This window comes from Paenibacillus sp. OK076 (assembly GCF_900110055.1).
In the GTDB taxonomy this organism is placed as follows: domain Bacteria; phylum Bacillota; class Bacilli; order Paenibacillales; family Paenibacillaceae; genus Paenibacillus.
On the sequence record NZ_FOCH01000010.1, the window covers coordinates 33,897 to 55,442 of the forward strand.

The following is a 21,546-nucleotide window of genomic DNA, read 5'->3' on the forward strand; positions in this document are numbered from 1 at the left end:
TCAATTTTGAAGGGAGACCCAATTCATGGCAAGAGAGTTCTCCTTGAAAAATACACGTAATATCGGGATCATGGCTCATATTGACGCGGGTAAAACCACTACAACTGAGCGGATCTTGTTCTACACAGGCCGTACGCACAAAATCGGTGAAGTTCACGAAGGCGCTGCGACAATGGACTGGATGGAACAGGAACAGGAGCGTGGAATTACGATTACTTCCGCTGCGACTACCGCTGCTTGGAAGGGCCACCGCGTTAATATCATTGATACCCCGGGACACGTTGACTTCACTGTTGAAGTTGAACGTTCCCTTCGTGTATTGGACGGAGCAGTTGGTGTATTCAGTGCGAAAGAAGGCGTTGAGCCTCAGTCCGAAACCGTATGGAGACAGGCTGACAAGTACGGCGTACCTCGTATCGCTTACGTAAACAAAATGGATATCATCGGTGCTGACTTCCTGAACGTTGTATCTGACATGCGTGATCGCCTTCAAGCGAACGCTGTTGCGATTCAACTTCCAATCGGTGCTGAAAATGATTTCATCGGTATTATCGATATCGTTGAACAAAAGGCTCATATGTACAAAGATGACCTTGGTCAAAATATCGAGGAAACCGAAATTCCTGCGGAATTCAAAGAGCAAGTTGAAGAACTCCGTAACGAATTGATCGAGCGTGTCGCAGAACTGGATGAAGAATTGACAATGAAATACCTGGAAGGCGAAGAGATCACTATTGAAGAGATCAAAGGCGCTCTCCGTAAAGGTGTTGTAGATGTTAAGATCTTCCCTGTTATCTGTGGTTCCTCATATCGTAACAAAGGTGTTCAACTGATGTTGGATGCTGTTATCGACTACTTGCCAGCTCCAACTGATGTACCAGCTATCACTGGTCACCTCGAAGATGGAACTGAAGCTATTCGCAAGTCTTCCGATGAAGAGCCATTCTCTGCATTGGCCTTCAAAATCATGACTGACCCTTACGTTGGTAAATTGACATTCTTCCGCGTATATTCCGGTGTTCTTCAATCCGGTTCTTACGTATTGAACGCCACTAAAAATAAACGTGAGCGTATCGGTCGTATCCTTCAAATGCATGCGAACAGCCGTCAAGAGATCACTGAAGTTTACTCCGGTGACATTGCAGCTGCCGTAGGTTTGAAAGATACGGGTACAGGTGATACACTGTGTGATGAGAAAAATCCGGTTATCCTGGAGTCAATGAACTTCCCTGATCCGGTTATCGAAATCGCCGTTGAACCTAAAACCAAAGCTGACCAAGATAAAATGGGTGTTGCTCTCGGTAAGTTGACTGAAGAGGATCCTACTCTTCGTGCTCATACTGACGAAGAAACAGGCCAAACAATCTTGGCAGGTATGGGTGAGCTTCACCTTGATATCATCATTGACCGTATGCGTCGTGAGTTCAAGGTTGAAACTACTGTGGGTAAACCACAAGTAGCTTACCGTGAAACATTCCGTGCACCAGCGCGCGTTGAAGGTAAATTCGTTCGTCAATCCGGTGGTCGTGGTCAATACGGTCACGTATGGGTTGAGTTCGAACCTCTCGAGCCGGGTACAGGCAGCCAGTTCGAAAGTAAGGTTGTCGGTGGTTCCGTTCCAAGAGAATACATTCAACCAGCTCTTGCAGGTATCGAAGAGCAAATGAAAAACGGCGTTATCGCAGGCTTCCCGCTTGTTGACGTTAAGGCTACAATCGTAGACGGATCTTACCATGATGTCGATTCCAACGAGATGGCATTTAAAATTGCCGGATCAATGGCGCTGAAAGCTGCGAAAGACAAATGTAGTCCAGTTCTGCTTGAGCCAATCATGAAAGTAGAAGTAACCGTTCCAGAAGAGTACATGGGTGACGTTATGGGTATGCTTAACTCCCGTCGTGGCCGCATCGAAGGTATGGATTCCCGTAGTGGAGCCCAAATCATCCGTGCTAAAGTACCTTTGTCTGAAATGTTCGGATACTCTACAACTCTTCGTTCCGGTACTCAAGGACGCGGCGTATTCTCCATGGAGCTTTCTCACTATGAAGAAGTTCCTAAGAGCATCGCTGAAGAGATTGTTGCCAAAACAAAAGGAACCGAGTAGTTTTCTCTCATTGAATGAAAGTGCATAAGAGTCATATATTCTTTGCACTTCATTTAGTGAAAACATAAAATTATAATTTTAAGGAGGCCACGTTCAAATGGCAAAGGCTAAATACGAACGTAATAAACCCCACGTTAACATTGGTACTATCGGTCACGTCGACCATGGTAAAACAACTCTGACTGCTGCAATCACAACTGTATTGTCTAAAACTTACGGTGGTGCTGCTGTAGCATTCGACCAAATCGACAAAGCTCCAGAAGAGCGCGAGCGCGGTATCACAATCTCCACAGCTCACGTTGAGTACGAAACTGACACTCGTCACTACGCTCACGTAGACTGCCCAGGTCACGCCGACTATGTTAAAAACATGATCACTGGCGCGGCTCAAATGGACGGAGCTATCTTGGTAGTATCCGCAGCTGACGGCCCAATGCCACAAACTCGTGAGCACATCTTGCTCTCCCGTCAAGTAGGCGTACCTTACATTGTTGTATTCTTGAACAAATGTGACATGGTTGAAGACGAAGAGTTGTTGGAATTGGTTGAGATGGAAGTTCGCGACCTTCTTAACGAATATGAGTTCCCAGGTGATGATACTCCAATCACTCGTGGATCCGCTCGTGAAGCTCTGCAAAACCCTGATGGTGAGTGGGCTCAAAAAATCGTTGAGATGTTCAAAGAAATCGATACGTACATCCCACTGCCTGAGCGTCAAACTGACAAACCTTTCTTGATGCCTGTCGAGGACGTATTCTCCATCACTGGTCGTGGTACTGTTGCTACAGGTCGTGTAGAGCGTGGTACTGTTAAAGTCGGCGAAGAGATCGAAATCGTTGGTATTACTGAAGAAACTAAAAAATCCGTAGTTACGGGCGTTGAAATGTTCCGTAAATTGCTGGATTCCGCTCAAGCGGGTGACAACATCGGCGCATTGCTGCGTGGTGTTGACCGTACTCAAATCGAGCGTGGACAAGTATTGGCAAAACCGGGTTCTGTTAAACCACACACAGAATTCTCTGCACAAATCTACGTTTTGACTAAAGAAGAGGGTGGCCGTCACAAGCCTTTCTTCACTGGATACCGTCCACAGTTCTACTTCCGTACAACTGACGTAACTGGTATCATCAACTTGCCAGAAGGTACTGAAATGGTAATGCCTGGTGACAACATCACGGTTACTGTTCAACTGATCTCCCCAATCGCGATTGAAGAAGGAACTAAGTTCTCCATTCGTGAAGGTGGCCGTACAGTAGGTGCAGGTTCCGTAGCAACTATTCAAAAATAATTCAGCTTATCGCTGAGTAAGCATATGCAACAGTGTACTGGAACGAGTAACATTGTACTGTAACGAAGCTTCGGAAGAGTTCTTTATCCGACATCGGATAGAGAACTCTTTTATTATGTAAATGATTCGGAACCTGCGTCACAAGGTTTGAAGATCATTCGGAATTGTAAAGAAAGATTGGCTAAGGCAGCTAGTATAGAGTAGGAAAACAACATATTAAACGAAGTCATTTCACTCGAAAAGATTAGTTTAAATGTTTTTCTTAAATATGCTTGCAATACGCCCATCTTTTCTATATAATAATGAATGTTGTTCTGTGACGTTGCGATGATGTGAGAGGTTACTGGCACACCCGGCCCCTTTGCCATGGGAGAGTGGCTAGAAAATTTTCACGGAGTATGTCCGATACCAAATTGGGCGATAGAAGGAGGGACTAAAATGGCAAAGCAAAAAATTCGTATTCGTTTGAAAGCTTACGACCACAGAATTCTTGATCAATCCGCGGAGAAAATTGTTGAAACTGCAAAACGTTCGGGTGCTGGTGTATCCGGTCCGATTCCGCTTCCAACTGAAAAACAAATCATTACTATTCTTCGTGCGGTGCACAAGTACAAGGATTCTCGGGAACAATTCGAACAACGCACTCATAAGCGTTTGATCGATATCGTTAACCCGACTCCACAAACTGTGGATGCCTTGATGCGCTTGGATCTGCCGTCCGGTGTAGATATCGAAATTAAATTGTAATATAAAGCAACATTAGATTATTTATGAAGGAAAAGAGGTGTCAACATGAAAGGTATCTTAGGAAAAAAACTTGGAATGACTCAAGTATTTACACCTGAAGGTAACGTCGTTCCAGTAACGGTTATCGAAGCAGGACCTTGTGTTGTTTTGCAGAAGAAAGATCTTGAGAACGATGGCTACGAAGCAGTTCAAATCGGTTACTCCGATAAGAAAGAGAAAAATGCTAACAAGCCAGAAGCAGGACACGCTAAAAAAGCGAATACTGCACCTAAGCGCTACGTTCGTGAACTTCGCGGCATTAACATCGCGGAATATGAAGTTGGCCAAGAATTGAAAGCTGACATTTTCGCAGAAGGCGAGTTCGTTGACGTAACAGGTATTTCTAAAGGTAAAGGTTTTGCCGGCGTAATCAAACGTTGGGGACAAAGCACTGGACCTATGTCACACGGTTCTCGTTATCACCGTGGCCCAGGTTCGATGGGTTCGATCCAAGCTAACCGCGTTCCTAAAGGCAAACACTTGCCAGGACACATGGGACATGAGACTGTTACAATCCAACGTCTTGAAGTTGTTAAAGTAGACGCTGAGCGTAACGTGTTGCTCGTGAAAGGTTCCATTCCTGGACCGAAGAACAGCCTTGTAAAAGTTAAAGAAACGGTGAAAAAATAACCACTGAAGAAAGGAGGAACACAAAATGCCAAAAGTATCAGTTTACAATGTAGATGGTAGCCAAGTAGGCGAAGTTGAATTGAACGATGCGGTTTTCGGAATTGAGCCGAACCAACACGTTCTGTACGATGCAGTTCTTATGCAACGCGCTTCCCTTCGTCAAGGTACCCACAAAGTAAAAGGACGTTCTGAAGTACGTGGCGGTGGACGTAAACCTTGGAAACAAAAAGGTACAGGTCGCGCTCGCCAAGGTTCGATTCGTTCTCCACAATGGAAAGGCGGCGGTATCGTATTTGGTCCGACACCACGGAGCTATGCATACAAACTGCCTAAGAAAGTTCGCCGTTTGGCGATCAAATCAGCTCTTTCATCCAAAGTGATCGACAATGACATTATCGTTCTGGATGCTCTCACGCTGAGCACACCTAAAACAAAAGAATTTGCAGCCATCTTGAACAACTTGAAAGTTGGACGCAAAGCTTTGATCGTAGCTCCTAGCTATGATGATAATGTGGCTCTTTCCGCACGGAATATTCCTGGCGTGAAATTCGTAGCTGCTGACGGCATTAATGTTCTTGACGTGCTTTCGCACGACAAATTGATCATTACGAAAGAAGCAGTTCAGAAGGTAGAGGAGGTGCTCGCGTAATGAAGGATCCTCGTGATATTGTAAAACGTCCGATTATTACGGAACGTACTGCTGACATGATGAACGACTTGAAATATGTATTTGAAGTCGATATCCGTGCAAACAAAACCGAGATCAAAAAAGCCGTAGAAGCTATTTTCAACGTAAAAGTGAAAAACGTGAACACTCTGCGTGTTCCAGCTAAGCCTAAACGGTACGGACGTTATTCCGGATATACAAGCGAATGGAAAAAAGCGTTTGTAACGCTGACACAAGACAGCAAAACGCTTGAGTTCTTTGAAACTGTATAATTGAAATTTTTGAAGTAAGGAGGGAAACTTAGTGCCAATCAAAAAGTATAAACCAACATCCCCGGCAAGACGGAACATGTCCGTTTCTACATTTGAGGAAATCACCACAGATAAGCCGGAGAAATCGTTGTTGGCCCCGTTGAGCAAACAAGCAGGCCGCAACAACCAAGGTAAAATTACAGTTCGTCACCACGGTGGTGGACACAAACGTAAATACCGTATCATTGACTTCAAACGTACTAAAGATGGAATACCGGGCCGCGTTGCTACGATTGAGTATGACCCGAACCGTACATCCAACATCGCTTTGATTCACTACGCTGATGGTGAGAAACGTTACATTATCGCTCCTAAAGGTCTGAAAGTTGGCGATCAAGTATTCTCCGGTCCTGACGCAGACATCAAAATCGGTAACGCACTGCCACTTGAAAACATTCCAGTAGGTACCGTTATCCACAACATCGAGTTGAAACCAGGTAAAGGCGGACAATTGGTTCGTGCTGCTGGTACAGAAGCTCAATTGCTTGGTAAAGAAGAAAAATACGTATCCGTTCGTCTCTCTTCCGGAGAAGTTCGTCGTATTCTGAAAGTTTGCCGCGCAACAATCGGATCTGTTGGTAACCAAGACCACGAGCTCATCAAAATCGGTAAAGCCGGTCGTAGCCGTTGGTTGGGACAACGTCCTGAAGTTCGTGGTGTAGTAATGAACCCTAACGATCACCCACACGGTGGTGGTGAAGGTCGTGCTCCAATCGGACGTAAATCGCCAATGTCACCATGGGGTAAACCTACTCTTGGTTACAAAACGCGTAAGAAAAATAAAGCTTCTGATAAATACATCATTCGCCGCCGCACGAAGTAATACACACTGTGCATAACTTCGTGAGGCATCTGCGGATGCATAATAGCTACGTTTGAAGGGAGGATCTCCACATGGGTCGCAGTTTGAAAAAAGGGCCATTCATTGATGGCTACATGCTGAAAAAGGTAGAAGAGATGGAAGCATCCGGTAAAAAGCTTGTTATTAAAACCTGGTCCCGTCGTTCTACAATTTTCCCGCAATTCATCGGACACACATTTGGCGTATATGACGGTCGTAAACACGTACCAGTATACGTAACTGAGGACATGGTCGGACACAAATTGGGTGAGTTCGCTCCAACCCGTACGTACAAAGGCCATACTGATGATGATAAGAAAACAAGAAGATAAATGAACATCTTTAATGTTTGAGAGGAGGTTACACAATGGAAGCAAAAGCACATGCTAAGTTTATCCGGATTGCTCCTCGTAAAGTTCAACTCGTTGTTGACTTGATTCGCGGCAAGCAAGTTGGTGAGGCGGTTGCCATTCTCCGTCACACTCCGAAATCCGCTTCTCCGATTGTTGAGAAGTTGCTTAACTCCGCGATTGCAAATGCGGAACATAACTATTCTTTGGATGTTAATAACTTGGTCATTTCGCAAGCTTACGTGAACCAAGGACCGACAATGAAACGTTTCCGCCCTCGTGCAATGGGACGTGCAAGTCGTATTAACAAACGTACTAGCCACATCACTTTGGTGGTATCTGAAAAGTAGAAGGAGGGGAAATGTGTGGGCCAAAAGGTAAATCCAGTCGGACTCCGTGTCGGAATTATCCGTGACTGGGAATCTAAGTGGTATGCAGGTAAAGACTTCGGCGATCTTTTGATGGAAGACGTGAAAATTCGTGAATTCCTGAAAAATAAATTGAAAGACTCCGCTATGTCTCGTGTTGAAATCGAGAGAGCGGCTAACCGCGTAAACGTAACGATTCACACTGCGAAACCAGGTATGGTTATCGGTAAGGGTGGTTCGGAAGTTGAAAATCTGCGTAATCAAATTACGAAAATCGCAGGCGGTAAAAAAGTACACATCAACATTTCTGAAATTAAGAACCAAGACCTGGACGCAATCCTGGTAGCTGAAAGCATCGCACAACAATTGGAACGTCGTGTTTCTTTCCGTCGTGCTCTGAAACAAGCTATTCAAAGAACAATGCGCTCTGGTGCAAAAGGTATTAAAACTCAAGTGGGCGGACGTCTTGGCGGTGCTGAGATTGCTCGTTCGGAAGGCTACAGCGAAGGAACTGTTCCACTGCACACGCTTCGTGCCGACATCGACTACGGTACAGCAGAGGCTCATACTACTTACGGCCGTATCGGCGTAAAAGTATGGATCTATCGTGGAGAGGTTCTTCCTACGGCTAAGAAACAAGCTGCTAAGGAAGGAGGCAACTAATCATGTTGGTACCAAAACGTGTAAAACACCGTAAGCAACAACGCGGACATATGAAGGGCCAAGCTAAAGGCGGAACTACGCTGAACTTTGGCGAATACGGTCTGCAAGCTACGGAACCGGCTTGGATTACGAACCGTCAAATCGAAGCGGCTCGTATTGCGATGACTCGTTACATCAAACGTGGTGGTAAAGTTTGGATTAAAATCTTCCCAGACAAACCAATCACTCAAAAGCCTCTCGAGGTTCGGATGGGTAGCGGTAAAGGTAACGTAGAAAAATGGGTTGCAGTTGTGAAACCAGGTAAGATCATGTTTGAACTTGCTGGTGTACCGGAGGATATTGCTCGCGAAGCAATGCGTCTTGCCGCTCACAAACTGCCAATCAAAACGAAGTTTGTGAAACGTGAAGAATTGGGTGGTGAAGCAAATGAAAGCTAGTGAATTTCGCAACCTAACCTCTGCTGAAATCGAGCAAAAGATTGCCGGATTTAAAGAAGAACTCTTTAACCTCCGCTTTCAACTCGCTACCGGTCAGCTGGATAACCCGACTCGAATCCGTGATGTGCGGAAAGAAATAGCTCGTGCTAAAACCATTATCCGTGAAAGAGAATTGGGAATCGGTTAATTAGGGATCGGATGTCTAATCCGTCCGTAATCAGGAAGGAGGCCAACAATGAGCGAAGAACGTAACGCACGTAAAGTGCAAACAGGTAAAGTAGTCAGTGATAAAATGGATAAAACGATCGTTGTTGCTGTAGAAACTTACAAAAAACACGACTTGTACCATAAACGTATCAAGGTTACTAAAAAATTCAAAGCGCATGACGAAGAAAACACTGCGAAAATCGGTGACACGGTGAAAATCATGGAGACTCGTCCGCTTTCGAAAGATAAACGCTGGAGACTTACTGAAGTCGTAGAAAAAGCGATTATCATCTAATGCATCAGCAGCATAGCTGAAAGGAGGAATACTAAATGATTCAACCATTTACACGTTTGGCTGTGGCCGACAACTCCGGTGCGAAGGAACTGATGTGTATCCGCGTACTCGGCGGTACGGGACGTCGTACAGCTCAAATCGGTGATCTGATCGTTTGTTCGGTAAAACAAGCAACACCAGGCGGCGTTGTCAAAAAAGGTGATGTAGTTAGAGCGGTTGTCGTTCGTACGAAACGTTCTGTACGTCGTAAAGACGGTTCCTACATCGGTTTTGATGAAAATGCAGCGGTTGTTGTAAAAGACGACAGAAGCCCACGTGGAACACGTATTTTCGGACCTGTTGCTCGTGAACTCCGCGAGAAAGACTTCATGAAAATCGTTTCCTTGGCCCCAGAAGTTATCTAAAGCTTAATCTCGTGATGTTAGAAACAGGAGGTGTACGAAATGCCAAGAGTGAAAAAAGTTCTGGAATCCCATAACAATAAACTTCATGTTAAAAAAGAAGATACAGTTATGGTGATCAGCGGTAAAGACAAAGGTAAAAAAGGCCGTGTCATCGCTGCTTATCCTCGTGAGAACCGCGTCCTTGTGGAAGGTGTTAACATGATTAAAAAACACCAGAAGCCTAACCAGCAAAATCCGCAAGGCGGCATTATCGAGAAGGAAGCTCCGATTCACGTTTCCAACGTAATGCACATCGATCCGAAGAGCGGAAAAGTAACCCGTGTAGGTTACAAAGTGTTGGATAACGGAAAGAAAGTGCGCGTTGCAAAACGTTCCGGAGAAATTATCGACTAATTGAACCGAATGAGAAAGGAGGTCTATGATTCATGGCAGCAAGAATGAAAGAACGTTACCTTAACGAAATTGCTCCTGCTTTGATGCAGAAGTTCAACTATACAACGGTAATGCAAGTGCCGAAAATCGAGAAAATCGTTATCAACATGGGTGTGGGCGATGCAGTTCAAAACTCTAAAGTGTTGGATTCCGCAGTAAACGATTTGCAACTGATCGCAGGTCAAAAACCTGTAATCACTCGTGCTAAAAAATCTATCGCAGGTTTCAAACTGCGTGAGAACATGCCTATCGGTGTGAAAGTAACATTGCGCGGCGAGCGCATGTACTTCTTCCTCGATAAACTGTTCAACGTTACGCTTCCTCGTGTCCGCGACTTCCGCGGTGTATCGAGCAAAGCTTTCGACGGACGTGGTAACTACACACTGGGTCTGAAAGAACAATTGATCTTCCCAGAGATCGAGTATGATAAAGTAGACAAAGTCCGCGGTATGGATATTGTCATCGTAACAACGGCGAAAACAGACGAAGAATCCCGTGAATTGCTCACGCAACTCGGAATGCCTTTCGTAAAATAATGTTGCTATAACGTTTCCGGGTGTCTGGAAAGACTCCCTTTTCTCCGAAATTATTTAGGAGGTGTCAGGCTAAGTGGCAAAAACTTCGATGAAAGTTAAACAACAACGTACACCAAAGTTTAAAGTACGTGCTTATACACGCTGTGAGCGTTGCGGACGTCCACATTCGGTACTGCAGAAGTTCAAAATTTGCAGAATTTGCTTCCGTGAATTAGCTTATAAAGGCCAGATCCCTGGCGTGAAAAAAGCAAGCTGGTAAAAAGTCCTGAACGGGAAGGAGGTTAACTCACAATGACTATGTCTGATCCAATTGCAGATATGCTTACTCGTATTCGTAACGCGAACACAGTTCGTCACGAAACGGTAGAAATGCCTGCTTCGACAATGAAAAAACAAATCGCCGACATCTTGAAGCGTGAAGGTTTTATCCGTGACGCTGAAGTTATCGATGATAACAAACAAGGGATTATCCGTGTTTTCCTGAAATACGGTCAAAATAACGAGCGTGTTATTACTGGTCTGAAAAGAATCAGTAAACCTGGTCTTCGTGTTTACACGAAAAGCAACGAAGTACCTCGTGTACTTGGTGGTCTGGGTATCGCTATTATCTCGACATCCAAAGGTATCATGACGGACAAAGAAGCTCGTCAATCAAAATCCGGCGGAGAAGTCGTCTGCTACGTTTGGTAATATAACGTCACAAGATAGGAGGTGCAACATATGTCTCGTATTGGTCGCAAACCAATTACAGTACCAAGTGGTGTGGACATCACACTGGACAACACCGTTATTACGGTAAAAGGACCAAAAGGATCTTTGACTCGTGAACTTCATAAAGACATGAAGGTTACAGTTGAAAACAACGAAATTACAGTTGTGCGTCCTTCCGATAACAAAACTCACCGTTCTTTGCACGGCACAACGCGTAGCGTTGTAAACAACATGGTGAGTGGTGTTACTGAAGGATTCGCAAAATCTCTGGAGCTGGTTGGGGTCGGATATCGTGCAAGCAAATCCGGAGATAAAATCGTTCTGAACGTTGGGTACTCTCACCCGGTTGAAATTACACCGGAAGCGGGAATCGAATTCGAAGTTCCTTCGAATACGAAAATCATCGTTCGCGGAATCGATAAAGAGCGTGTAGGTGCTTACGCTGCTAAAATCCGTTCCGTTCGTGAACCTGAGCCGTACAAAGGTAAAGGTATCAAATATGAAGGCGAGCGTATCATCCGTAAGGAAGGTAAAGCCGGTAAGAAGAAATAAGATTTTTCTTACCGCCTTTGCGCGGTTTTCGGCTTGCTTGCTTCTTGTGTTTCTAATATACCCCGTGGCTTCCGGTTTGAAGCCAGCGAGGTAACCTGAAAGGAGTGAATCCCTGAGATGATTACGAAACAAGATAAAAACAAGGCTCGTCTGAAAAGACACCTGCGTGTTCGTAAGAAAATCCAAGGAACGGCAGCACGTCCTCGTTTGAACGTATTCCGTTCTGGTAAACATATGTATGCTCAAATCATCGATGATGTAGCTGGTGTTACGATTGCTTCCGCGTCTACTGTAGACAAAGAATTGAGCGGCGACATCAAAAACGGCGCATCTGTTGAATCTGCTCGTAAAGTTGGCGAACTCGTTGCTAAACGTGCAAAAGACAAAGGCGTTTCTAACATCGTATTTGACCGTAGCGGTTATCTGTACCATGGTCGTATCGCAGCATTGGCTGCAGCGGCTCGTGAAGCAGGACTTGAGTTTTAAGATATTTTTCAAAAGGAGGTTAACGACTTGCGTGTAGATCCGAATACTTTGGAACTGACTGAAAGAGTTGTAAATATTAATCGCGTAGCTAAAGTAGTAAAAGGCGGACGCCGTTTCAGCTTTAGCGCACTGGTTGTAGTCGGCGACGGCAACGGCTGGGTTGGAGCTGGTATCGGTAAAGCGGGCGAAGTACCTGATGCAATTCGCAAAGGTATTGAAGACGCTAAGAAAAACCTTGTACACGTTCCACTCGTAGGAACTTCGATTCCTCACTTGGTAACAGGTAAGTTCGGCGCAGGACGCGTTCTGTTGAAACCAGCATCTGAAGGTACTGGTGTTATCGCTGGTGGTCCTGTACGTGCGGTTCTCGAACTTGCTGGTGTAGGTGACATTTTGACAAAATCTCTGGGTTCTTCGAATTCCATGAACATGGTCAATGCGACTTTGGAAGGTTTGTCCCGTTTGAAGCGTGCTGAAGACGTGGCAAAACTGCGCGGCAAATCCGTCGAAGAGCTTCTGGGTTAAGGAGGGAATCTCATGGCTAAATTAGAAATTACCCTCGTCCGCAGCTTGATCGGACGTCCGGAGACGCAAAGAACAACTGTGAAAACATTGGGCTTGCGCAAAATCAACAGTAAAGTGGTTCAAAACGACAATCCTGCCATTCGTGGTATGATTAACAAAGTAAGCCACTTGGTCGCTGTTAAAGAAGTAGAAGCTTAAAAAAGGGTTAATCCCACAAATCTTTAAGGAGGTGCAACGAACGATGAAGTTACATGAGCTTTCACCATCTCCTGGATCCCGCAAAGAACGTAAACGTCTTGGTCGCGGTCCAAGTAGTGGTACAGGTAAAACATCAGGTCGCGGTCACAAAGGACAAAACGCTCGTTCTGGCGGTGGAGTACGTCCAGGCTTCGAAGGTGGACAAAATCCATTGTATCGTCGCTTGCCAAAACGTGGTTTTGTAAACCCAACTCGCAAAGAATATGCAGTTGTGAATACTGAAGACCTGAACAGTTTTGCTGCGGGTACTGAAGTAACTCCAGAATTCTTGATGACGAACGGCGTAGTTAAAAACGCTAAATCCGGAATCAAAATCCTGGGTAACGGTGATGTCACTGTGAAGCTGACTGTTAAAGCTAACAAGTTTTCTCAATCTGCTATTGAGAAAATTGAAGCTGCCGGCGGTACAACTGAGGTGATTTAATGTTCAAGACCCTAAAGAATATCTGGCGGGTTGAAGATCTGCGCAAAAGGGTATTATTTACCCTTTTTGTACTGATCATTTACCGCATCGGCTCCTTTGTCCCCGTACCGGGAGTTAACAAAGATGTGTTCGAAGCGACAAATTCTGCGGGTAAAGAAGTTTTTGGACTTCTCAATACGTTCTCGGGTGGAGCGCTCTTTCAGTTCTCGATATTTGCGCTCGGGATCGTGCCTTACATCACTGCGTCTATCATAGTGCAGCTGCTTTCCATGGACGTTATTCCAAAATTAGCGGAGTGGGCTAAGCAGGGGGAACAAGGTAAGAAAAAATCTGCACAACTGACCCGTTATTTAACGGTAGGTCTGGCATTGATTCAAGCGTTTGGTACGTCGATCGGATTCAACCGCTTGTACAATACAGAAATGGTGCCTAATGCAACATTTGCAGATTATATCTTGATCGCGATTGTACTTACGGCCGGTACTTCATTCCTAATGTGGCTTGGTGAGCAGATCACCGAGAAGGGCATAGGAAACGGGATTTCGATTTTGATCTTTGCGGGTATCCTATCAACGGTGCCTAACATTATCAAACAAACAATCGAATCTGACTTCATCCAAGCTGATCAACTGTTCATGAACATTCTTAAAGGGGTAATCGTTGCAATTGTTATTGTACTGATTATCATAGGTGTCATTTACATTCAGCAGGCGATTCGGAAAATTCCTGTACAGTACGCTAAACGCGTCGTAGGTAACAAAATGTACGGTGGACAGAACACACATATCCCGCTGAAGATTAATGCAGCAGGTGTTATCCCTGTCATCTTTGCTTCATCTCTGTTGATGTTCCCATCGATCATCGCCAACTTCTGGGCTGATCGTGCATGGGCACAGTGGATCGGAGCCAATCTCACTACTCATAAACCTCTGGGTATGTTACTGTATGTAGTGATGATTTTCGGATTCACATTCTTCTATACTTTTGTACAGATGAATCCACAGCAGATGGCTGACAACATGAAAAAGAACGGCGGTTACATCCCAGGCATTCGTCCGGGTAAAGCAACCGAGAAATATCTGACCCGTGTCATGACTCGTTTGACAACGGCAGGTGCCATCTTCTTGGCAGTAATTTCCGTTCTGCCTGTAATCTTGGGGGCACTTTCTGGTTTGCCTCAATCTGCGCAAATTGGAGGAACGTCTCTCCTGATCGTTATCGGTGTTGCGCTGGATACGATGAAGCAAATCGAAAGCCAATTGATCAAACGCCACTACAAAGGTTTTATCAATAAATAGGCAATAGGTACCGGTCAAGTTAAGATTTACTTGCCGGCACCTATTGTGCTGTTTGTTGATGTAGGGTAGTCTTGGAGGGAGTGACATAACGTGAACATCCTATTCATGGGCCCTCCGGGGGCAGGAAAAGGAACGCAAGCAGACGTCATTGTGAAAGAGTTCGGTATTCCCCATATTTCAACAGGCGATGCATTTCGTCTCGCGATTAAGCAGGGAACTCCCATTGGCCTGAAAGCCAAGGAATATATGGATCAAGGATTGCTAGTACCAGATGATGTAACGATCGGCATCGTTGAAGAACGTTTGCAGCAGCCTGATTGCAGAGAAGGATTCCTCTTGGATGGTTTTCCAAGAACCCTGTCTCAAGCAGAAGCGCTCGATGGTATTCTGGATCGACTGAACTCAGGTCTCGATCATGTAATCAACCTGAAAGTGGACCGCAACAAATTGCTCGCCCGTCTGACGGGTCGTCGCATTTGTAAGAACTGTGGCGCCACCTATCATGTCGTATTCAATCCGCCTAAGCAGGAAGGTATTTGTGATAAATGCGGCGGTGACTTGTACCAACGCTCTGATGATAATGAAGAGAGCGTAGGCACACGTCTCGACGAATATATCAACAAAACAGCACCACTCCTCACATTTTATGAGAACAAAGGCCTTCTTCGTCAAATGGACGGAGAGCAGGATATCGATCAAGTTTCTCATGAAATCGTGTCCCTGCTGCGAGGTTAATTGAATGATCATTGGTAAGTCCGAAACGGAACTGGGCTTGATGAGGGAAGCGGGGAGAATTGTTGCGGAAACGCATCGTCTCTTGGCAGAGCATATCGCTCCCGGTATTACGACTGGAGAACTTGACCATATGGCCGATCAATACATCCGCAGTCAAGGAGCTGTGCCGTCTTTCAAAGGTTATAACGGTTTCCCTGCCAGTGTGTGCGCTTCAGTGAATGAAGAGTTGGTGCATGGATTTCCCGGCAAACGAAAGTTGAACGAGGGCGATATCGTTACGTTTGACATTGGCGCGCAGTACCAGGGTTATCACGGAGATTCCGCCTGGACATATCCAGTCGGCCGTATTTCCGAAGAAGCCCGTCGTCTTCTGGACGTTACCGAGGCTTCGTTATACGCAGGTCTGGCGCTGGTTAAACCGGACGTTCGCTTGTTTACAATATCTCATGCGATTCAGAAATATATTGAAGATGAAGGGTTCTCGGTAGTACGTGAATATGTCGGTCACGGCATAGGAGCGGATCTGCACGAAGAACCACAGATTCCGAACTATGGTCTTCCTGATCGGGGACCACGGCTTAAAGCGGGCATGGTGCTGGCCATAGAGCCGATGGTTAACGCAGGCAGACGGTATGTGAAAACGTTGGAAGATAACTGGACTGTCGTCACTGTTGATGGATCGTTATGCGCCCACTTTGAACACACCGTAGCAGTTACACCAGAAGGCATGGAAATTTTCACAAAACTGAATGCGTAGGTGATAAGGCATGAACAATCAGTCTAATCCGCAGCTCGGTCAACTTGTGAAGATCCGTAAAGGCCGCAATGCGGACCAAGCCGCAGTAATTGTTGCTATAGCGGACAGCAGGTTCGTATATATTGCGGATGGAGACAAACGTAAGTTTGATCAACCCAAGAAGAAGAATATTCTTCATCTTGAACTCCAACCGATGATTAGCAGAGAGGTCGTAAACAGTTTAAACGAGAGTGGTCGGGTGACAAACGGAAAGCTCCGCTATGCGGTTCATTCGTTTCTGGAATCCACCAACATTCAAGCTGAAGAGAAAGGAGACTGACTAATGGCCAAGGAAGATGTCATTGAAGTGGAAGGTACGGTTCTCGAGCCGCTACCGAATGCAACGTTCAAGGTTGAGCTTGAGAACGGTCATCAAATTCTCGCTCACGTTTCTGGCAAGTTGCGGATGCACTTTATCCGTATCCTGACTGGAGACAAAGTGGTTGTTCAGTTATCACCTTATGATTTGACAAAAGGTCGTATAACTTACCGTAAATAGTAGTAGACAGTTGCAATGAACTGTGAAGCTTATGAAGCGGGTTTTGCCCGGCAAAACTTGCGAAAGCTTCGAAGCCGGTTCTATATTAGTAGAACAAGGTCAATGCTTACGAAGAGAGTTTTGCTAAGCAAAACTTTGAGGAGGTAATTCACATGAAGGTAAGACCTTCGGTCAAGCCGATTTGCGAAAAATGCAAAGTCATTCGCCGCAAAGGGAATGTTATGGTTATCTGTGAAAATCCGAAACACAAACAAAAACAAGGTTAAAGAAGGGGGTGTAGCGTAAAATGGCACGTATAGCTGGTGTGGATTTGCCACGTGATAAGCGCGTTGAGATCGCCTTGACTTATATTTTCGGAATCGGTAAAACGACTTCCCAGAAAATTCTGAGCACAACAGGCATCAATCCGGACACTCGTGTTCGTGATTTGACGGAAGATGAAGTCAGCAAATTGCGTGAAAGTATCGACAAAGAGGTCAAAGTAGAAGGTGACCTGCGTCGTGAAATCTCTTTGAATATTAAACGTTTGACGGAGATCGGTTGTTACCGTGGAGTTCGTCATCGTCGTGGTCTGCCTGTTCGTGGACAACGTACGAAAACGAATGCTCGTACTCGTAAAGGTCCTCGTCGTACTGTAGCGAACAAGAAGAAATAATAAGGGGGGATAAGAGAAAATGGCTAAACCGAAAAAAGTCGTACGTACTAAACGTCGTGACCGTAAAAATATTGAATCTGGCGTGGCACATATCCGCTCCACATTCAATAACACTATCGTTACCATTACGGACCCTCACGGAAACGCAATTTCGTGGGCAAGCTCCGGCGGCCTCGGATTCAGAGGTTCCCGTAAATCGACTCCGTTTGCTGCACAAATGGCTGCTGAGACTGCTGCCAAAGCTGCAATGGAACATGGGATGAAAGCCGTTGAGGTTATGGTTAAAGGACCGGGCGCAGGCCGTGAAGCAGCGATCCGCTCTTTGCAAGCTGCTGGTCTTGAAGTTAACCTGATCAAAGACGTAACTCCAGTCCCGCATAACGGATGCCGTCCTCCAAAACGTCGTCGTGTCTAATGAGATTTGCCCCTGCGTGTGGTATATTTCCGCCACAATCTGCTAATAATGGTTGTTTAGGCATACTACTACATGTTTTCGCAAGAGAAGGTAAATGTTTCATAGAGGACCGACGTTTTGAAGGAGGGGTATTGCAGTGATTGAAATCGAAAAGCCGAAAATTGAGACGGTAGACGTCAACGATGATGGCACCTATGGGAAATTCGTAGTAGAACCGCTAGAGCGCGGATACGGTACGACGCTTGGAAACTCGCTTCGTCGCATCTTGCTCTCGTCACTGCCGGGTGCGGCAGTGTCTTCGGTTCAAATCGATGGCGTTCTGCATGAATTTGCTACAGTTCCTGGCGTTATGGAAGATGTTACGGAGATCATCCTTAACCTGAAAGCTTTGTCGCTCAAAATTCACTCGGACGAGGAGAAAGTGCTCGAGATTGATGCTGAAGGCGAAGGAGCAATTACGGCTGGAGATATCCGTGCTGACTCCGATGTGGAAATTCTTAACCCGGATTTGCACATTGCTACGCTCGGACCAGGTTCGAGACTTCACATGCGTATTTTTGCCAATCGCGGTCGCGGCTACGTCCAGGCAGATCGGAATAAACGCGATGACCAGCCGATCGGCGTCATCCCAGTCGATTCCATCTTCACCCCGATCAGCCGCGTAAACTACGCTGTGGAAAATACGCGTGTCGGCCAAGTAACCAACTATGACAAGCTCACGTTGGAAGTTTGGACTGACGGAAGTATTCGTCCTGAAGAGGCTGTAAGCCTTGGCGCTAAAATTTTGACCGAGCATCTGATGCTCTTCGTGGGTCTTACAGACGAAGCGAAAGATGCAGAGATTATGGTCGAAAAAGAAGAAGACAAAAAAGAAAAAGTACTCGAAATGACGATCGAAGAGCTGGATCTCTCTGTTCGTTCTTACAACTGCCTCAAACGTGCCGGTATTAATACCGTGCAAGAGCTGACTACGAAAACAGAAGAAGACATGATGAAAGTCCGTAACCTCGGACGCAAGTCTTTGGAAGAAGTTCAAGAGAAGCTTGAGGAACTTGGTTTGGGACTCCGTACAGAAGAATAGACAGCCGAGTGCTTGAAGTGAAGGAGGGAAAACAATGGCATACCAAAAGTTGGGCCGTAATTCCAGCGCACGTAAAGCTTTGTTCCGTGACCTGGTAACCGACCTGTTCTTATACGAACGCATTCAGACAACTGAAGCGAAAGCAAAAGAGGTTCGCTCTATTGCTGAAAAACTGATCACTAAAGCGAAAAAGGGAGATCTTCATGCCCGTCGCCAAGTGGCAGCTTATGTTCGCCGCGAAACAATCGATGGTGAGCAAGATGCAATCCAAAAACTGTTTAGCGAATTGTCCGGTCGTTACGCTGAGCGTCCAGGTGGGTACACTCGTATCCTGAAACTGGGACCTCGTCGTGGTGACGCTGCGCCTATGGTTTACTTGGAACTGGTTGACCGCGCGTAGAACAGATGAGATGAGGAAAGGGGACAGAATCGTTGATTCTGGTTTAACCCTTTTTTTCTCTTCATTTCGGATTTCGTGCTGTAATAGAAGCTCCGAAAGGGGCTTCTTTTGCTGTTCGGGATAGGCACATGTATAGTATGGAACAAAGGTGTGGTATTGATGCGCAACTTGTGTATGACGTTAACTTATGATGGCACTGCCTATTACGGCTTTCAGGTTCAGCCGGGAGGGAATACCATTCAGGACCATCTTGAAGATGCCATTCGTGCTTTAACCGGTGAGAAGGTTAAAATTACGGGTTCAGGCAGAACGGATGCAGGCGTTCACGCACGCAGACAGATCTTCAATTTTCCTACGGAATCCCAGATCCCGATTGAACGATGGTGTATGGCGCTCAACTCCAGATTGCCATCCGATATTATCGTTATTGATGCGGTTGAAGTACCAAACGAATTTCATTCTCGCTATGCTGCGAAAAAGAAAACGTATCGGTATACCGTCAATGCGAATCAATTCCCGGACGTGTTTAATCGGAGGCTGCAATATCATCACCATGCCAAGCTGGACATTGCGGCAATGCAGGAGGGGTTACGTCATTTTATTGGTACGTATGATTTCACCTCCTTTGCTTCACGCAAGTCTCAGAAAGACAATCATGTACGTTCGGTATACGAAGCATGGATAGAAGTGGACCGTTCTATGTGTAGGGACCATCCGCGCGATCAGGGTGTCATTCACATCTATGTGAGTGGTAACGGCTTTTTGCAGCATATGGTTCGTATCATTGTAGGTACACTGCTGGAGGTCGGAGAGGGCAAACGGAAAGCCTCTGACGTACCGAATATGATTGCTGCTTGTAATCGTTCTGCTGCAGGACCTACTGCGGTTAGCTGCGGTTTAATGCTCTGGGACCTTGAATACAAAAAAGATTAAATTTGCGAAGTGAAATGCTTAATTAACACTTGCGATTTAAGCTCCTATCATGTAATATAAAAGTTGTGTTTTCTTAATGGCTTTCCCACAGCCCCAATTAAGAGGGTCACAATGAAAGAACTATCCATCAACACCTAAAGTTATCACTTAATGAATGAAGATAAATGAATATAATGATGTTGAACATTTTAAGGAGGAACTTTTCATGCGTACCACGTACATGGCGAAGCCTAACGAAGTTGAGCGCCAATGGCACATCATTGATGCCGAAGGCAAAACGCTCGGACGTTTGGCGAGCGAAGCAGCTGCTTTGATCCGCGGCAAACATAAGCCACAATTCACTCCACATGTGGACACTGGCGATTTCGTTGTTATCATCAATGCAGAGAAAATTGTATTGACTGGTAAAAAAATGCAAGGTAAAAAATACTACCGTCACTCGATGCACCCAGGTGGTTTGAAAGTAACTACTGCTGAAGAGATGGTTAAAAACAAACCGGAACGTATGTTGGAATTGGCTGTTCGCGGTATGCTTCCTAAAACTCGCATGGGCGAGAAAATGAAGTTGAGACTTAAAGCGTACAGAGGCACTGAGCATCCACATGCAGCACAAAAACCAGAAGTTTATGAACTTCGCGGTTAATTAAAAGGAGGACAGTTTCATGGCACAAGTACAATACTATGGGACAGGTCGTCGTAAACATTCGGTAGCTCGTGTTCGCCTTGTACCGGGTGAAGGACGCATTGTCATCAATAAACGTGATATTAATGAATACTTCGGTTTGGAAACACTCAAACTGATCGTAAAACAACCACTGAACCTGACAGAAACACTCAGCAACTATGATGTTCTTGTTATCGCTCATGGTGGCGGAATCTCCGGTCAAGCCGGTGCGATCCGTCATGGTATCTCCCGCGCTCTGTTGAAAGCAGATCCGGAATACCGTGCTTCCCTGAAAAAAGCAGGATTCCTGACTCGTGACCCACGGATGAAAGAGCGTAAAAAATACGGTCTCAAAGCCGCACGTCGCGCACCTCAGTTCTCCAAACGTTAATATGCATTACAAGCCTTTGGCCTCGGTCAAAGGCTTTTTTGTATTCTAGAGACCAATAAGTATAATAAATGCTCTTAACATCAGATGATGAATCAAAGAGGCTTCAGGTTCCTCTGTAACGGTTAAGGTTTCTTCCTCTAGGTAGTACTCCATTTAATTTACCTCTCCGTTATCCACTAATTTAATTCGCAGTTTAGAACCTCGTAATGGTTGTAATCATACATTTTTCATGATTAATTTCATCAGTTTTTCTTATGGTTTTGATAAATAGCCCTTACAATTGAAGAATTCGATTCCGCTTTTATTTCATTATTAGATCCTTCTCATTATTCTAAATTGCTTCGGTTATATAGAGATCTTCTATACCTCGTTTTATCAAATCGGCTCGATAAACCCAGTAGTAG

36 protein-coding genes are annotated in these 21,546 nt (G+C 45.4%); all 36 read left to right on the plus strand.

The features are described from left to right. Nucleotides 1–25 precede the first annotated feature (25 nt). The 36 genes from fusA (at nucleotide 26) to rpsI (ending at nucleotide 21,142) form a co-directional block, all read left to right on the plus strand. Nucleotides 26–2,104, plus strand: coding sequence for an elongation factor G (gene fusA, locus BMY78_RS31355; RefSeq protein ID WP_090905285.1), 2,079 nt, complete (start codon nucleotides 26–28; stop codon nucleotides 2,102–2,104). A 97-nt stretch (nucleotides 2,105–2,201) separates the two neighbouring features. Then, nucleotides 2,202–3,392, plus strand: coding sequence for an elongation factor Tu (gene tuf / locus BMY78_RS31360; protein ID WP_076292167.1), 1,191 nt, complete (start codon nucleotides 2,202–2,204; stop codon nucleotides 3,390–3,392). 438 nt (nucleotides 3,393–3,830) lie between these two features. Then, nucleotides 3,831–4,139, plus strand: coding sequence for a 30S ribosomal protein S10 (gene rpsJ / locus BMY78_RS31365; RefSeq protein ID WP_017692074.1), 309 nt, complete (start codon nucleotides 3,831–3,833; stop codon nucleotides 4,137–4,139). A gap of 45 nt (nucleotides 4,140–4,184) precedes the next feature. Then, nucleotides 4,185–4,808 (plus strand): 50S ribosomal protein L3, encoded by a 624-nt coding sequence (gene rplC / locus BMY78_RS31370; protein WP_090905287.1) that lies wholly within the window; start codon nucleotides 4,185–4,187, stop codon nucleotides 4,806–4,808. 25 nt (nucleotides 4,809–4,833) lie between these two features. Beyond that, a complete protein-coding gene (rplD, locus tag BMY78_RS31375) occupies nucleotides 4,834–5,457 on the plus strand; it encodes a 50S ribosomal protein L4 (RefSeq protein WP_062329471.1) in 624 nt (207 codons plus the stop codon). Next, complete coding sequence (rplW, locus tag BMY78_RS31380) at nucleotides 5,457–5,747, plus strand: 50S ribosomal protein L23 (RefSeq protein ID WP_024633586.1); 291 nt, start codon at nucleotides 5,457–5,459, stop codon at nucleotides 5,745–5,747. The genes rplD and rplW overlap by 1 nt, the downstream gene beginning before the upstream one ends. 31 nt (nucleotides 5,748–5,778) lie before the next feature. Continuing rightward, nucleotides 5,779–6,609: a 50S ribosomal protein L2 gene (gene rplB, locus BMY78_RS31385; protein WP_076292169.1), complete on the plus strand. Its 831-nt coding sequence runs from the start codon at nucleotides 5,779–5,781 to the stop codon at nucleotides 6,607–6,609. A gap of 71 nt (nucleotides 6,610–6,680) precedes the next feature. Next, nucleotides 6,681–6,959 (plus strand): 30S ribosomal protein S19, encoded by a 279-nt coding sequence (gene rpsS / locus BMY78_RS31390; protein ID WP_024633584.1) that lies wholly within the window; start codon nucleotides 6,681–6,683, stop codon nucleotides 6,957–6,959. Between the two features lie 35 nt (nucleotides 6,960–6,994). Next, nucleotides 6,995–7,327 carry a 50S ribosomal protein L22 gene (gene rplV, locus BMY78_RS31395; protein WP_024633583.1) on the plus strand — a complete coding sequence of 111 codons (333 nt, stop codon included), beginning with the start codon at nucleotides 6,995–6,997 and terminating at the stop codon, nucleotides 7,325–7,327. Between the two features lie 15 nt (nucleotides 7,328–7,342). Next, the gene (gene rpsC, locus BMY78_RS31400) at nucleotides 7,343–8,008 is read left to right on the plus strand and encodes a 30S ribosomal protein S3 (RefSeq protein ID WP_024633582.1); all 666 of its coding nucleotides are present in this window, start codon (nucleotides 7,343–7,345) and stop codon (nucleotides 8,006–8,008) included. 2 nt (nucleotides 8,009–8,010) lie between these two features. Further along, nucleotides 8,011–8,445 (plus strand): 50S ribosomal protein L16, encoded by a 435-nt coding sequence (gene rplP / locus BMY78_RS31405; RefSeq protein WP_076292170.1) that lies wholly within the window; start codon nucleotides 8,011–8,013, stop codon nucleotides 8,443–8,445. Further along, a complete protein-coding gene (gene rpmC / locus BMY78_RS31410; protein WP_017692083.1) occupies nucleotides 8,435–8,632 on the plus strand; it encodes a 50S ribosomal protein L29 in 198 nt (65 codons plus the stop codon). Before rplP ends, rpmC begins: the two co-directional genes overlap by 11 nt. A gap of 48 nt (nucleotides 8,633–8,680) precedes the next feature. Next, entirely contained in the window at nucleotides 8,681–8,947 is a 267-nt protein-coding gene (gene rpsQ, locus BMY78_RS31415; RefSeq protein WP_024633580.1) for a 30S ribosomal protein S17, read from the plus strand. Nucleotides 8,948–8,982: 35 nt separating this feature from the next. After that, entirely contained in the window at nucleotides 8,983–9,351 is a 369-nt protein-coding gene (gene rplN, locus BMY78_RS31420; RefSeq protein ID WP_090905289.1) for a 50S ribosomal protein L14, read from the plus strand. 39 nt (nucleotides 9,352–9,390) lie between these two features. Next, a complete protein-coding gene (rplX, locus tag BMY78_RS31425; protein ID WP_024633578.1) occupies nucleotides 9,391–9,744 on the plus strand; it encodes a 50S ribosomal protein L24 in 354 nt (117 codons plus the stop codon). A 32-nt stretch (nucleotides 9,745–9,776) separates the two neighbouring features. Further along, nucleotides 9,777–10,319, plus strand: a complete 543-nt coding sequence (rplE, locus tag BMY78_RS31430; protein ID WP_062329467.1) for a 50S ribosomal protein L5 — start codon at nucleotides 9,777–9,779, stop codon at nucleotides 10,317–10,319. A gap of 73 nt (nucleotides 10,320–10,392) precedes the next feature. Then, the gene (locus BMY78_RS31435; RefSeq protein WP_013312154.1) at nucleotides 10,393–10,578 is read left to right on the plus strand and encodes a type Z 30S ribosomal protein S14; all 186 of its coding nucleotides are present in this window, start codon (nucleotides 10,393–10,395) and stop codon (nucleotides 10,576–10,578) included. 32 nt (nucleotides 10,579–10,610) lie between these two features. After that, entirely contained in the window at nucleotides 10,611–11,009 is a 399-nt protein-coding gene (rpsH, locus tag BMY78_RS31440; RefSeq protein ID WP_017692088.1) for a 30S ribosomal protein S8, read from the plus strand. A 30-nt stretch (nucleotides 11,010–11,039) separates the two neighbouring features. Further along, complete coding sequence (rplF, locus tag BMY78_RS31445) at nucleotides 11,040–11,582, plus strand: 50S ribosomal protein L6 (protein WP_024633576.1); 543 nt, start codon at nucleotides 11,040–11,042, stop codon at nucleotides 11,580–11,582. A gap of 117 nt (nucleotides 11,583–11,699) precedes the next feature. Then, nucleotides 11,700–12,068 (plus strand): 50S ribosomal protein L18, encoded by a 369-nt coding sequence (rplR, locus tag BMY78_RS31450; RefSeq protein ID WP_062329465.1) that lies wholly within the window; start codon nucleotides 11,700–11,702, stop codon nucleotides 12,066–12,068. A 27-nt stretch (nucleotides 12,069–12,095) separates the two neighbouring features. After that, nucleotides 12,096–12,593: a 30S ribosomal protein S5 gene (gene rpsE, locus BMY78_RS31455; protein WP_017692091.1), complete on the plus strand. Its 498-nt coding sequence runs from the start codon at nucleotides 12,096–12,098 to the stop codon at nucleotides 12,591–12,593. A gap of 12 nt (nucleotides 12,594–12,605) precedes the next feature. Further along, nucleotides 12,606–12,791, plus strand: coding sequence for a 50S ribosomal protein L30 (rpmD, locus tag BMY78_RS31460; protein WP_017692092.1), 186 nt, complete (start codon nucleotides 12,606–12,608; stop codon nucleotides 12,789–12,791). Between the two features lie 43 nt (nucleotides 12,792–12,834). Next, on the plus strand, nucleotides 12,835–13,275 hold the full coding sequence (gene rplO, locus BMY78_RS31465) for a 50S ribosomal protein L15 (protein WP_062836188.1): 441 nt from the start codon (nucleotides 12,835–12,837) through the stop codon (nucleotides 13,273–13,275). After that, nucleotides 13,275–14,573 carry a preprotein translocase subunit SecY gene (gene secY / locus BMY78_RS31470; RefSeq protein WP_062329461.1) on the plus strand — a complete coding sequence of 433 codons (1,299 nt, stop codon included), beginning with the start codon at nucleotides 13,275–13,277 and terminating at the stop codon, nucleotides 14,571–14,573. Before rplO ends, secY begins: the two co-directional genes overlap by 1 nt. 90 nt (nucleotides 14,574–14,663) lie before the next feature. After that, the gene (locus BMY78_RS31475; RefSeq protein WP_024633570.1) at nucleotides 14,664–15,308 is read left to right on the plus strand and encodes an adenylate kinase; all 645 of its coding nucleotides are present in this window, start codon (nucleotides 14,664–14,666) and stop codon (nucleotides 15,306–15,308) included. 4 nt (nucleotides 15,309–15,312) lie between these two features. Beyond that, nucleotides 15,313–16,065: a type I methionyl aminopeptidase gene (map, locus tag BMY78_RS31480; protein ID WP_024633569.1), complete on the plus strand. Its 753-nt coding sequence runs from the start codon at nucleotides 15,313–15,315 to the stop codon at nucleotides 16,063–16,065. Between the two features lie 10 nt (nucleotides 16,066–16,075). Next, the gene (locus BMY78_RS31485) at nucleotides 16,076–16,384 is read left to right on the plus strand and encodes a KOW domain-containing RNA-binding protein (RefSeq protein ID WP_090905291.1); all 309 of its coding nucleotides are present in this window, start codon (nucleotides 16,076–16,078) and stop codon (nucleotides 16,382–16,384) included. A gap of 3 nt (nucleotides 16,385–16,387) precedes the next feature. After that, nucleotides 16,388–16,603, plus strand: a complete 216-nt coding sequence (infA, locus tag BMY78_RS31490; protein WP_017692098.1) for a translation initiation factor IF-1 — start codon at nucleotides 16,388–16,390, stop codon at nucleotides 16,601–16,603. Between the two features lie 152 nt (nucleotides 16,604–16,755). Next, nucleotides 16,756–16,869, plus strand: a complete 114-nt coding sequence (gene rpmJ, locus BMY78_RS31495; protein WP_003333770.1) for a 50S ribosomal protein L36 — start codon at nucleotides 16,756–16,758, stop codon at nucleotides 16,867–16,869. 20 nt (nucleotides 16,870–16,889) lie between these two features. Continuing rightward, nucleotides 16,890–17,258 carry a 30S ribosomal protein S13 gene (gene rpsM / locus BMY78_RS31500; RefSeq protein ID WP_062329455.1) on the plus strand — a complete coding sequence of 123 codons (369 nt, stop codon included), beginning with the start codon at nucleotides 16,890–16,892 and terminating at the stop codon, nucleotides 17,256–17,258. A gap of 19 nt (nucleotides 17,259–17,277) precedes the next feature. After that, nucleotides 17,278–17,673, plus strand: coding sequence for a 30S ribosomal protein S11 (rpsK, locus tag BMY78_RS31505; RefSeq protein WP_017692100.1), 396 nt, complete (start codon nucleotides 17,278–17,280; stop codon nucleotides 17,671–17,673). 136 nt (nucleotides 17,674–17,809) lie between these two features. Then, nucleotides 17,810–18,754, plus strand: coding sequence for a DNA-directed RNA polymerase subunit alpha (locus BMY78_RS31510; protein ID WP_024633566.1), 945 nt, complete (start codon nucleotides 17,810–17,812; stop codon nucleotides 18,752–18,754). 34 nt (nucleotides 18,755–18,788) lie between these two features. Continuing rightward, a complete protein-coding gene (gene rplQ / locus BMY78_RS31515; protein WP_017692102.1) occupies nucleotides 18,789–19,154 on the plus strand; it encodes a 50S ribosomal protein L17 in 366 nt (121 codons plus the stop codon). A 159-nt stretch (nucleotides 19,155–19,313) separates the two neighbouring features. Further along, nucleotides 19,314–20,087 (plus strand): tRNA pseudouridine(38-40) synthase TruA, encoded by a 774-nt coding sequence (truA, locus tag BMY78_RS31520; protein WP_090905293.1) that lies wholly within the window; start codon nucleotides 19,314–19,316, stop codon nucleotides 20,085–20,087. Nucleotides 20,088–20,292: 205 nt separating this feature from the next. Beyond that, entirely contained in the window at nucleotides 20,293–20,730 is a 438-nt protein-coding gene (rplM, locus tag BMY78_RS31525; RefSeq protein ID WP_024633564.1) for a 50S ribosomal protein L13, read from the plus strand. A gap of 19 nt (nucleotides 20,731–20,749) precedes the next feature. Further along, complete coding sequence (gene rpsI / locus BMY78_RS31530) at nucleotides 20,750–21,142, plus strand: 30S ribosomal protein S9 (RefSeq protein WP_024633563.1); 393 nt, start codon at nucleotides 20,750–20,752, stop codon at nucleotides 21,140–21,142. The last annotated feature ends 404 nt before the right edge of the window (nucleotides 21,143–21,546 follow it).

What these genes read in the sequence shown, in the direction of transcription:
- fusA (WP_090905285.1), top strand. Translation starts at nt 26, where the DNA reads ATGGCAAGAGAGTTCTCCTTGAAAAATACACGTAATATCGGGATCATG.
- tuf (WP_076292167.1), top strand. Translation starts at nt 2,202, where the DNA reads ATGGCAAAGGCTAAATACGAACGTAATAAACCCCACGTTAACATTGGT.
- rpsJ (WP_017692074.1), top strand. Translation starts at nt 3,831, where the DNA reads ATGGCAAAGCAAAAAATTCGTATTCGTTTGAAAGCTTACGACCACAGA.
- rplC (WP_090905287.1), top strand. Translation starts at nt 4,185, where the DNA reads ATGAAAGGTATCTTAGGAAAAAAACTTGGAATGACTCAAGTATTTACA.
- rplD (WP_062329471.1), top strand. Translation starts at nt 4,834, where the DNA reads ATGCCAAAAGTATCAGTTTACAATGTAGATGGTAGCCAAGTAGGCGAA.
- rplW (WP_024633586.1), top strand. Translation starts at nt 5,457, where the DNA reads ATGAAGGATCCTCGTGATATTGTAAAACGTCCGATTATTACGGAACGT.
- rpsS (WP_024633584.1), top strand. Translation starts at nt 6,681, where the DNA reads ATGGGTCGCAGTTTGAAAAAAGGGCCATTCATTGATGGCTACATGCTG.
- rplV (WP_024633583.1), top strand. Translation starts at nt 6,995, where the DNA reads ATGGAAGCAAAAGCACATGCTAAGTTTATCCGGATTGCTCCTCGTAAA.
- rplP (WP_076292170.1), top strand. Translation starts at nt 8,011, where the DNA reads ATGTTGGTACCAAAACGTGTAAAACACCGTAAGCAACAACGCGGACAT.
- rpmC (WP_017692083.1), top strand. Translation starts at nt 8,435, where the DNA reads ATGAAAGCTAGTGAATTTCGCAACCTAACCTCTGCTGAAATCGAGCAA.
- rpsQ (WP_024633580.1), top strand. Translation starts at nt 8,681, where the DNA reads ATGAGCGAAGAACGTAACGCACGTAAAGTGCAAACAGGTAAAGTAGTC.
- rplN (WP_090905289.1), top strand. Translation starts at nt 8,983, where the DNA reads ATGATTCAACCATTTACACGTTTGGCTGTGGCCGACAACTCCGGTGCG.
- rplX (WP_024633578.1), top strand. Translation starts at nt 9,391, where the DNA reads ATGCCAAGAGTGAAAAAAGTTCTGGAATCCCATAACAATAAACTTCAT.
- rplE (WP_062329467.1), top strand. Translation starts at nt 9,777, where the DNA reads ATGGCAGCAAGAATGAAAGAACGTTACCTTAACGAAATTGCTCCTGCT.
- rpsH (WP_017692088.1), top strand. Translation starts at nt 10,611, where the DNA reads ATGACTATGTCTGATCCAATTGCAGATATGCTTACTCGTATTCGTAAC.
- rplF (WP_024633576.1), top strand. Translation starts at nt 11,040, where the DNA reads ATGTCTCGTATTGGTCGCAAACCAATTACAGTACCAAGTGGTGTGGAC.
- rplR (WP_062329465.1), top strand. Translation starts at nt 11,700, where the DNA reads ATGATTACGAAACAAGATAAAAACAAGGCTCGTCTGAAAAGACACCTG.
- rpmD (WP_017692092.1), top strand. Translation starts at nt 12,606, where the DNA reads ATGGCTAAATTAGAAATTACCCTCGTCCGCAGCTTGATCGGACGTCCG.
- rplO (WP_062836188.1), top strand. Translation starts at nt 12,835, where the DNA reads ATGAAGTTACATGAGCTTTCACCATCTCCTGGATCCCGCAAAGAACGT.
- secY (WP_062329461.1), top strand. Translation starts at nt 13,275, where the DNA reads ATGTTCAAGACCCTAAAGAATATCTGGCGGGTTGAAGATCTGCGCAAA.
- map (WP_024633569.1), top strand. Translation starts at nt 15,313, where the DNA reads ATGATCATTGGTAAGTCCGAAACGGAACTGGGCTTGATGAGGGAAGCG.
- BMY78_RS31485 (WP_090905291.1), top strand. Translation starts at nt 16,076, where the DNA reads ATGAACAATCAGTCTAATCCGCAGCTCGGTCAACTTGTGAAGATCCGT.
- infA (WP_017692098.1), top strand. Translation starts at nt 16,388, where the DNA reads ATGGCCAAGGAAGATGTCATTGAAGTGGAAGGTACGGTTCTCGAGCCG.
- rpmJ (WP_003333770.1), top strand. Translation starts at nt 16,756, where the DNA reads ATGAAGGTAAGACCTTCGGTCAAGCCGATTTGCGAAAAATGCAAAGTC.
- rpsM (WP_062329455.1), top strand. Translation starts at nt 16,890, where the DNA reads ATGGCACGTATAGCTGGTGTGGATTTGCCACGTGATAAGCGCGTTGAG.
- rpsK (WP_017692100.1), top strand. Translation starts at nt 17,278, where the DNA reads ATGGCTAAACCGAAAAAAGTCGTACGTACTAAACGTCGTGACCGTAAA.
- rplQ (WP_017692102.1), top strand. Translation starts at nt 18,789, where the DNA reads ATGGCATACCAAAAGTTGGGCCGTAATTCCAGCGCACGTAAAGCTTTG.
- truA (WP_090905293.1), top strand. Translation starts at nt 19,314, where the DNA reads ATGCGCAACTTGTGTATGACGTTAACTTATGATGGCACTGCCTATTAC.
- rplM (WP_024633564.1), top strand. Translation starts at nt 20,293, where the DNA reads ATGCGTACCACGTACATGGCGAAGCCTAACGAAGTTGAGCGCCAATGG.
- rpsI (WP_024633563.1), top strand. Translation starts at nt 20,750, where the DNA reads ATGGCACAAGTACAATACTATGGGACAGGTCGTCGTAAACATTCGGTA.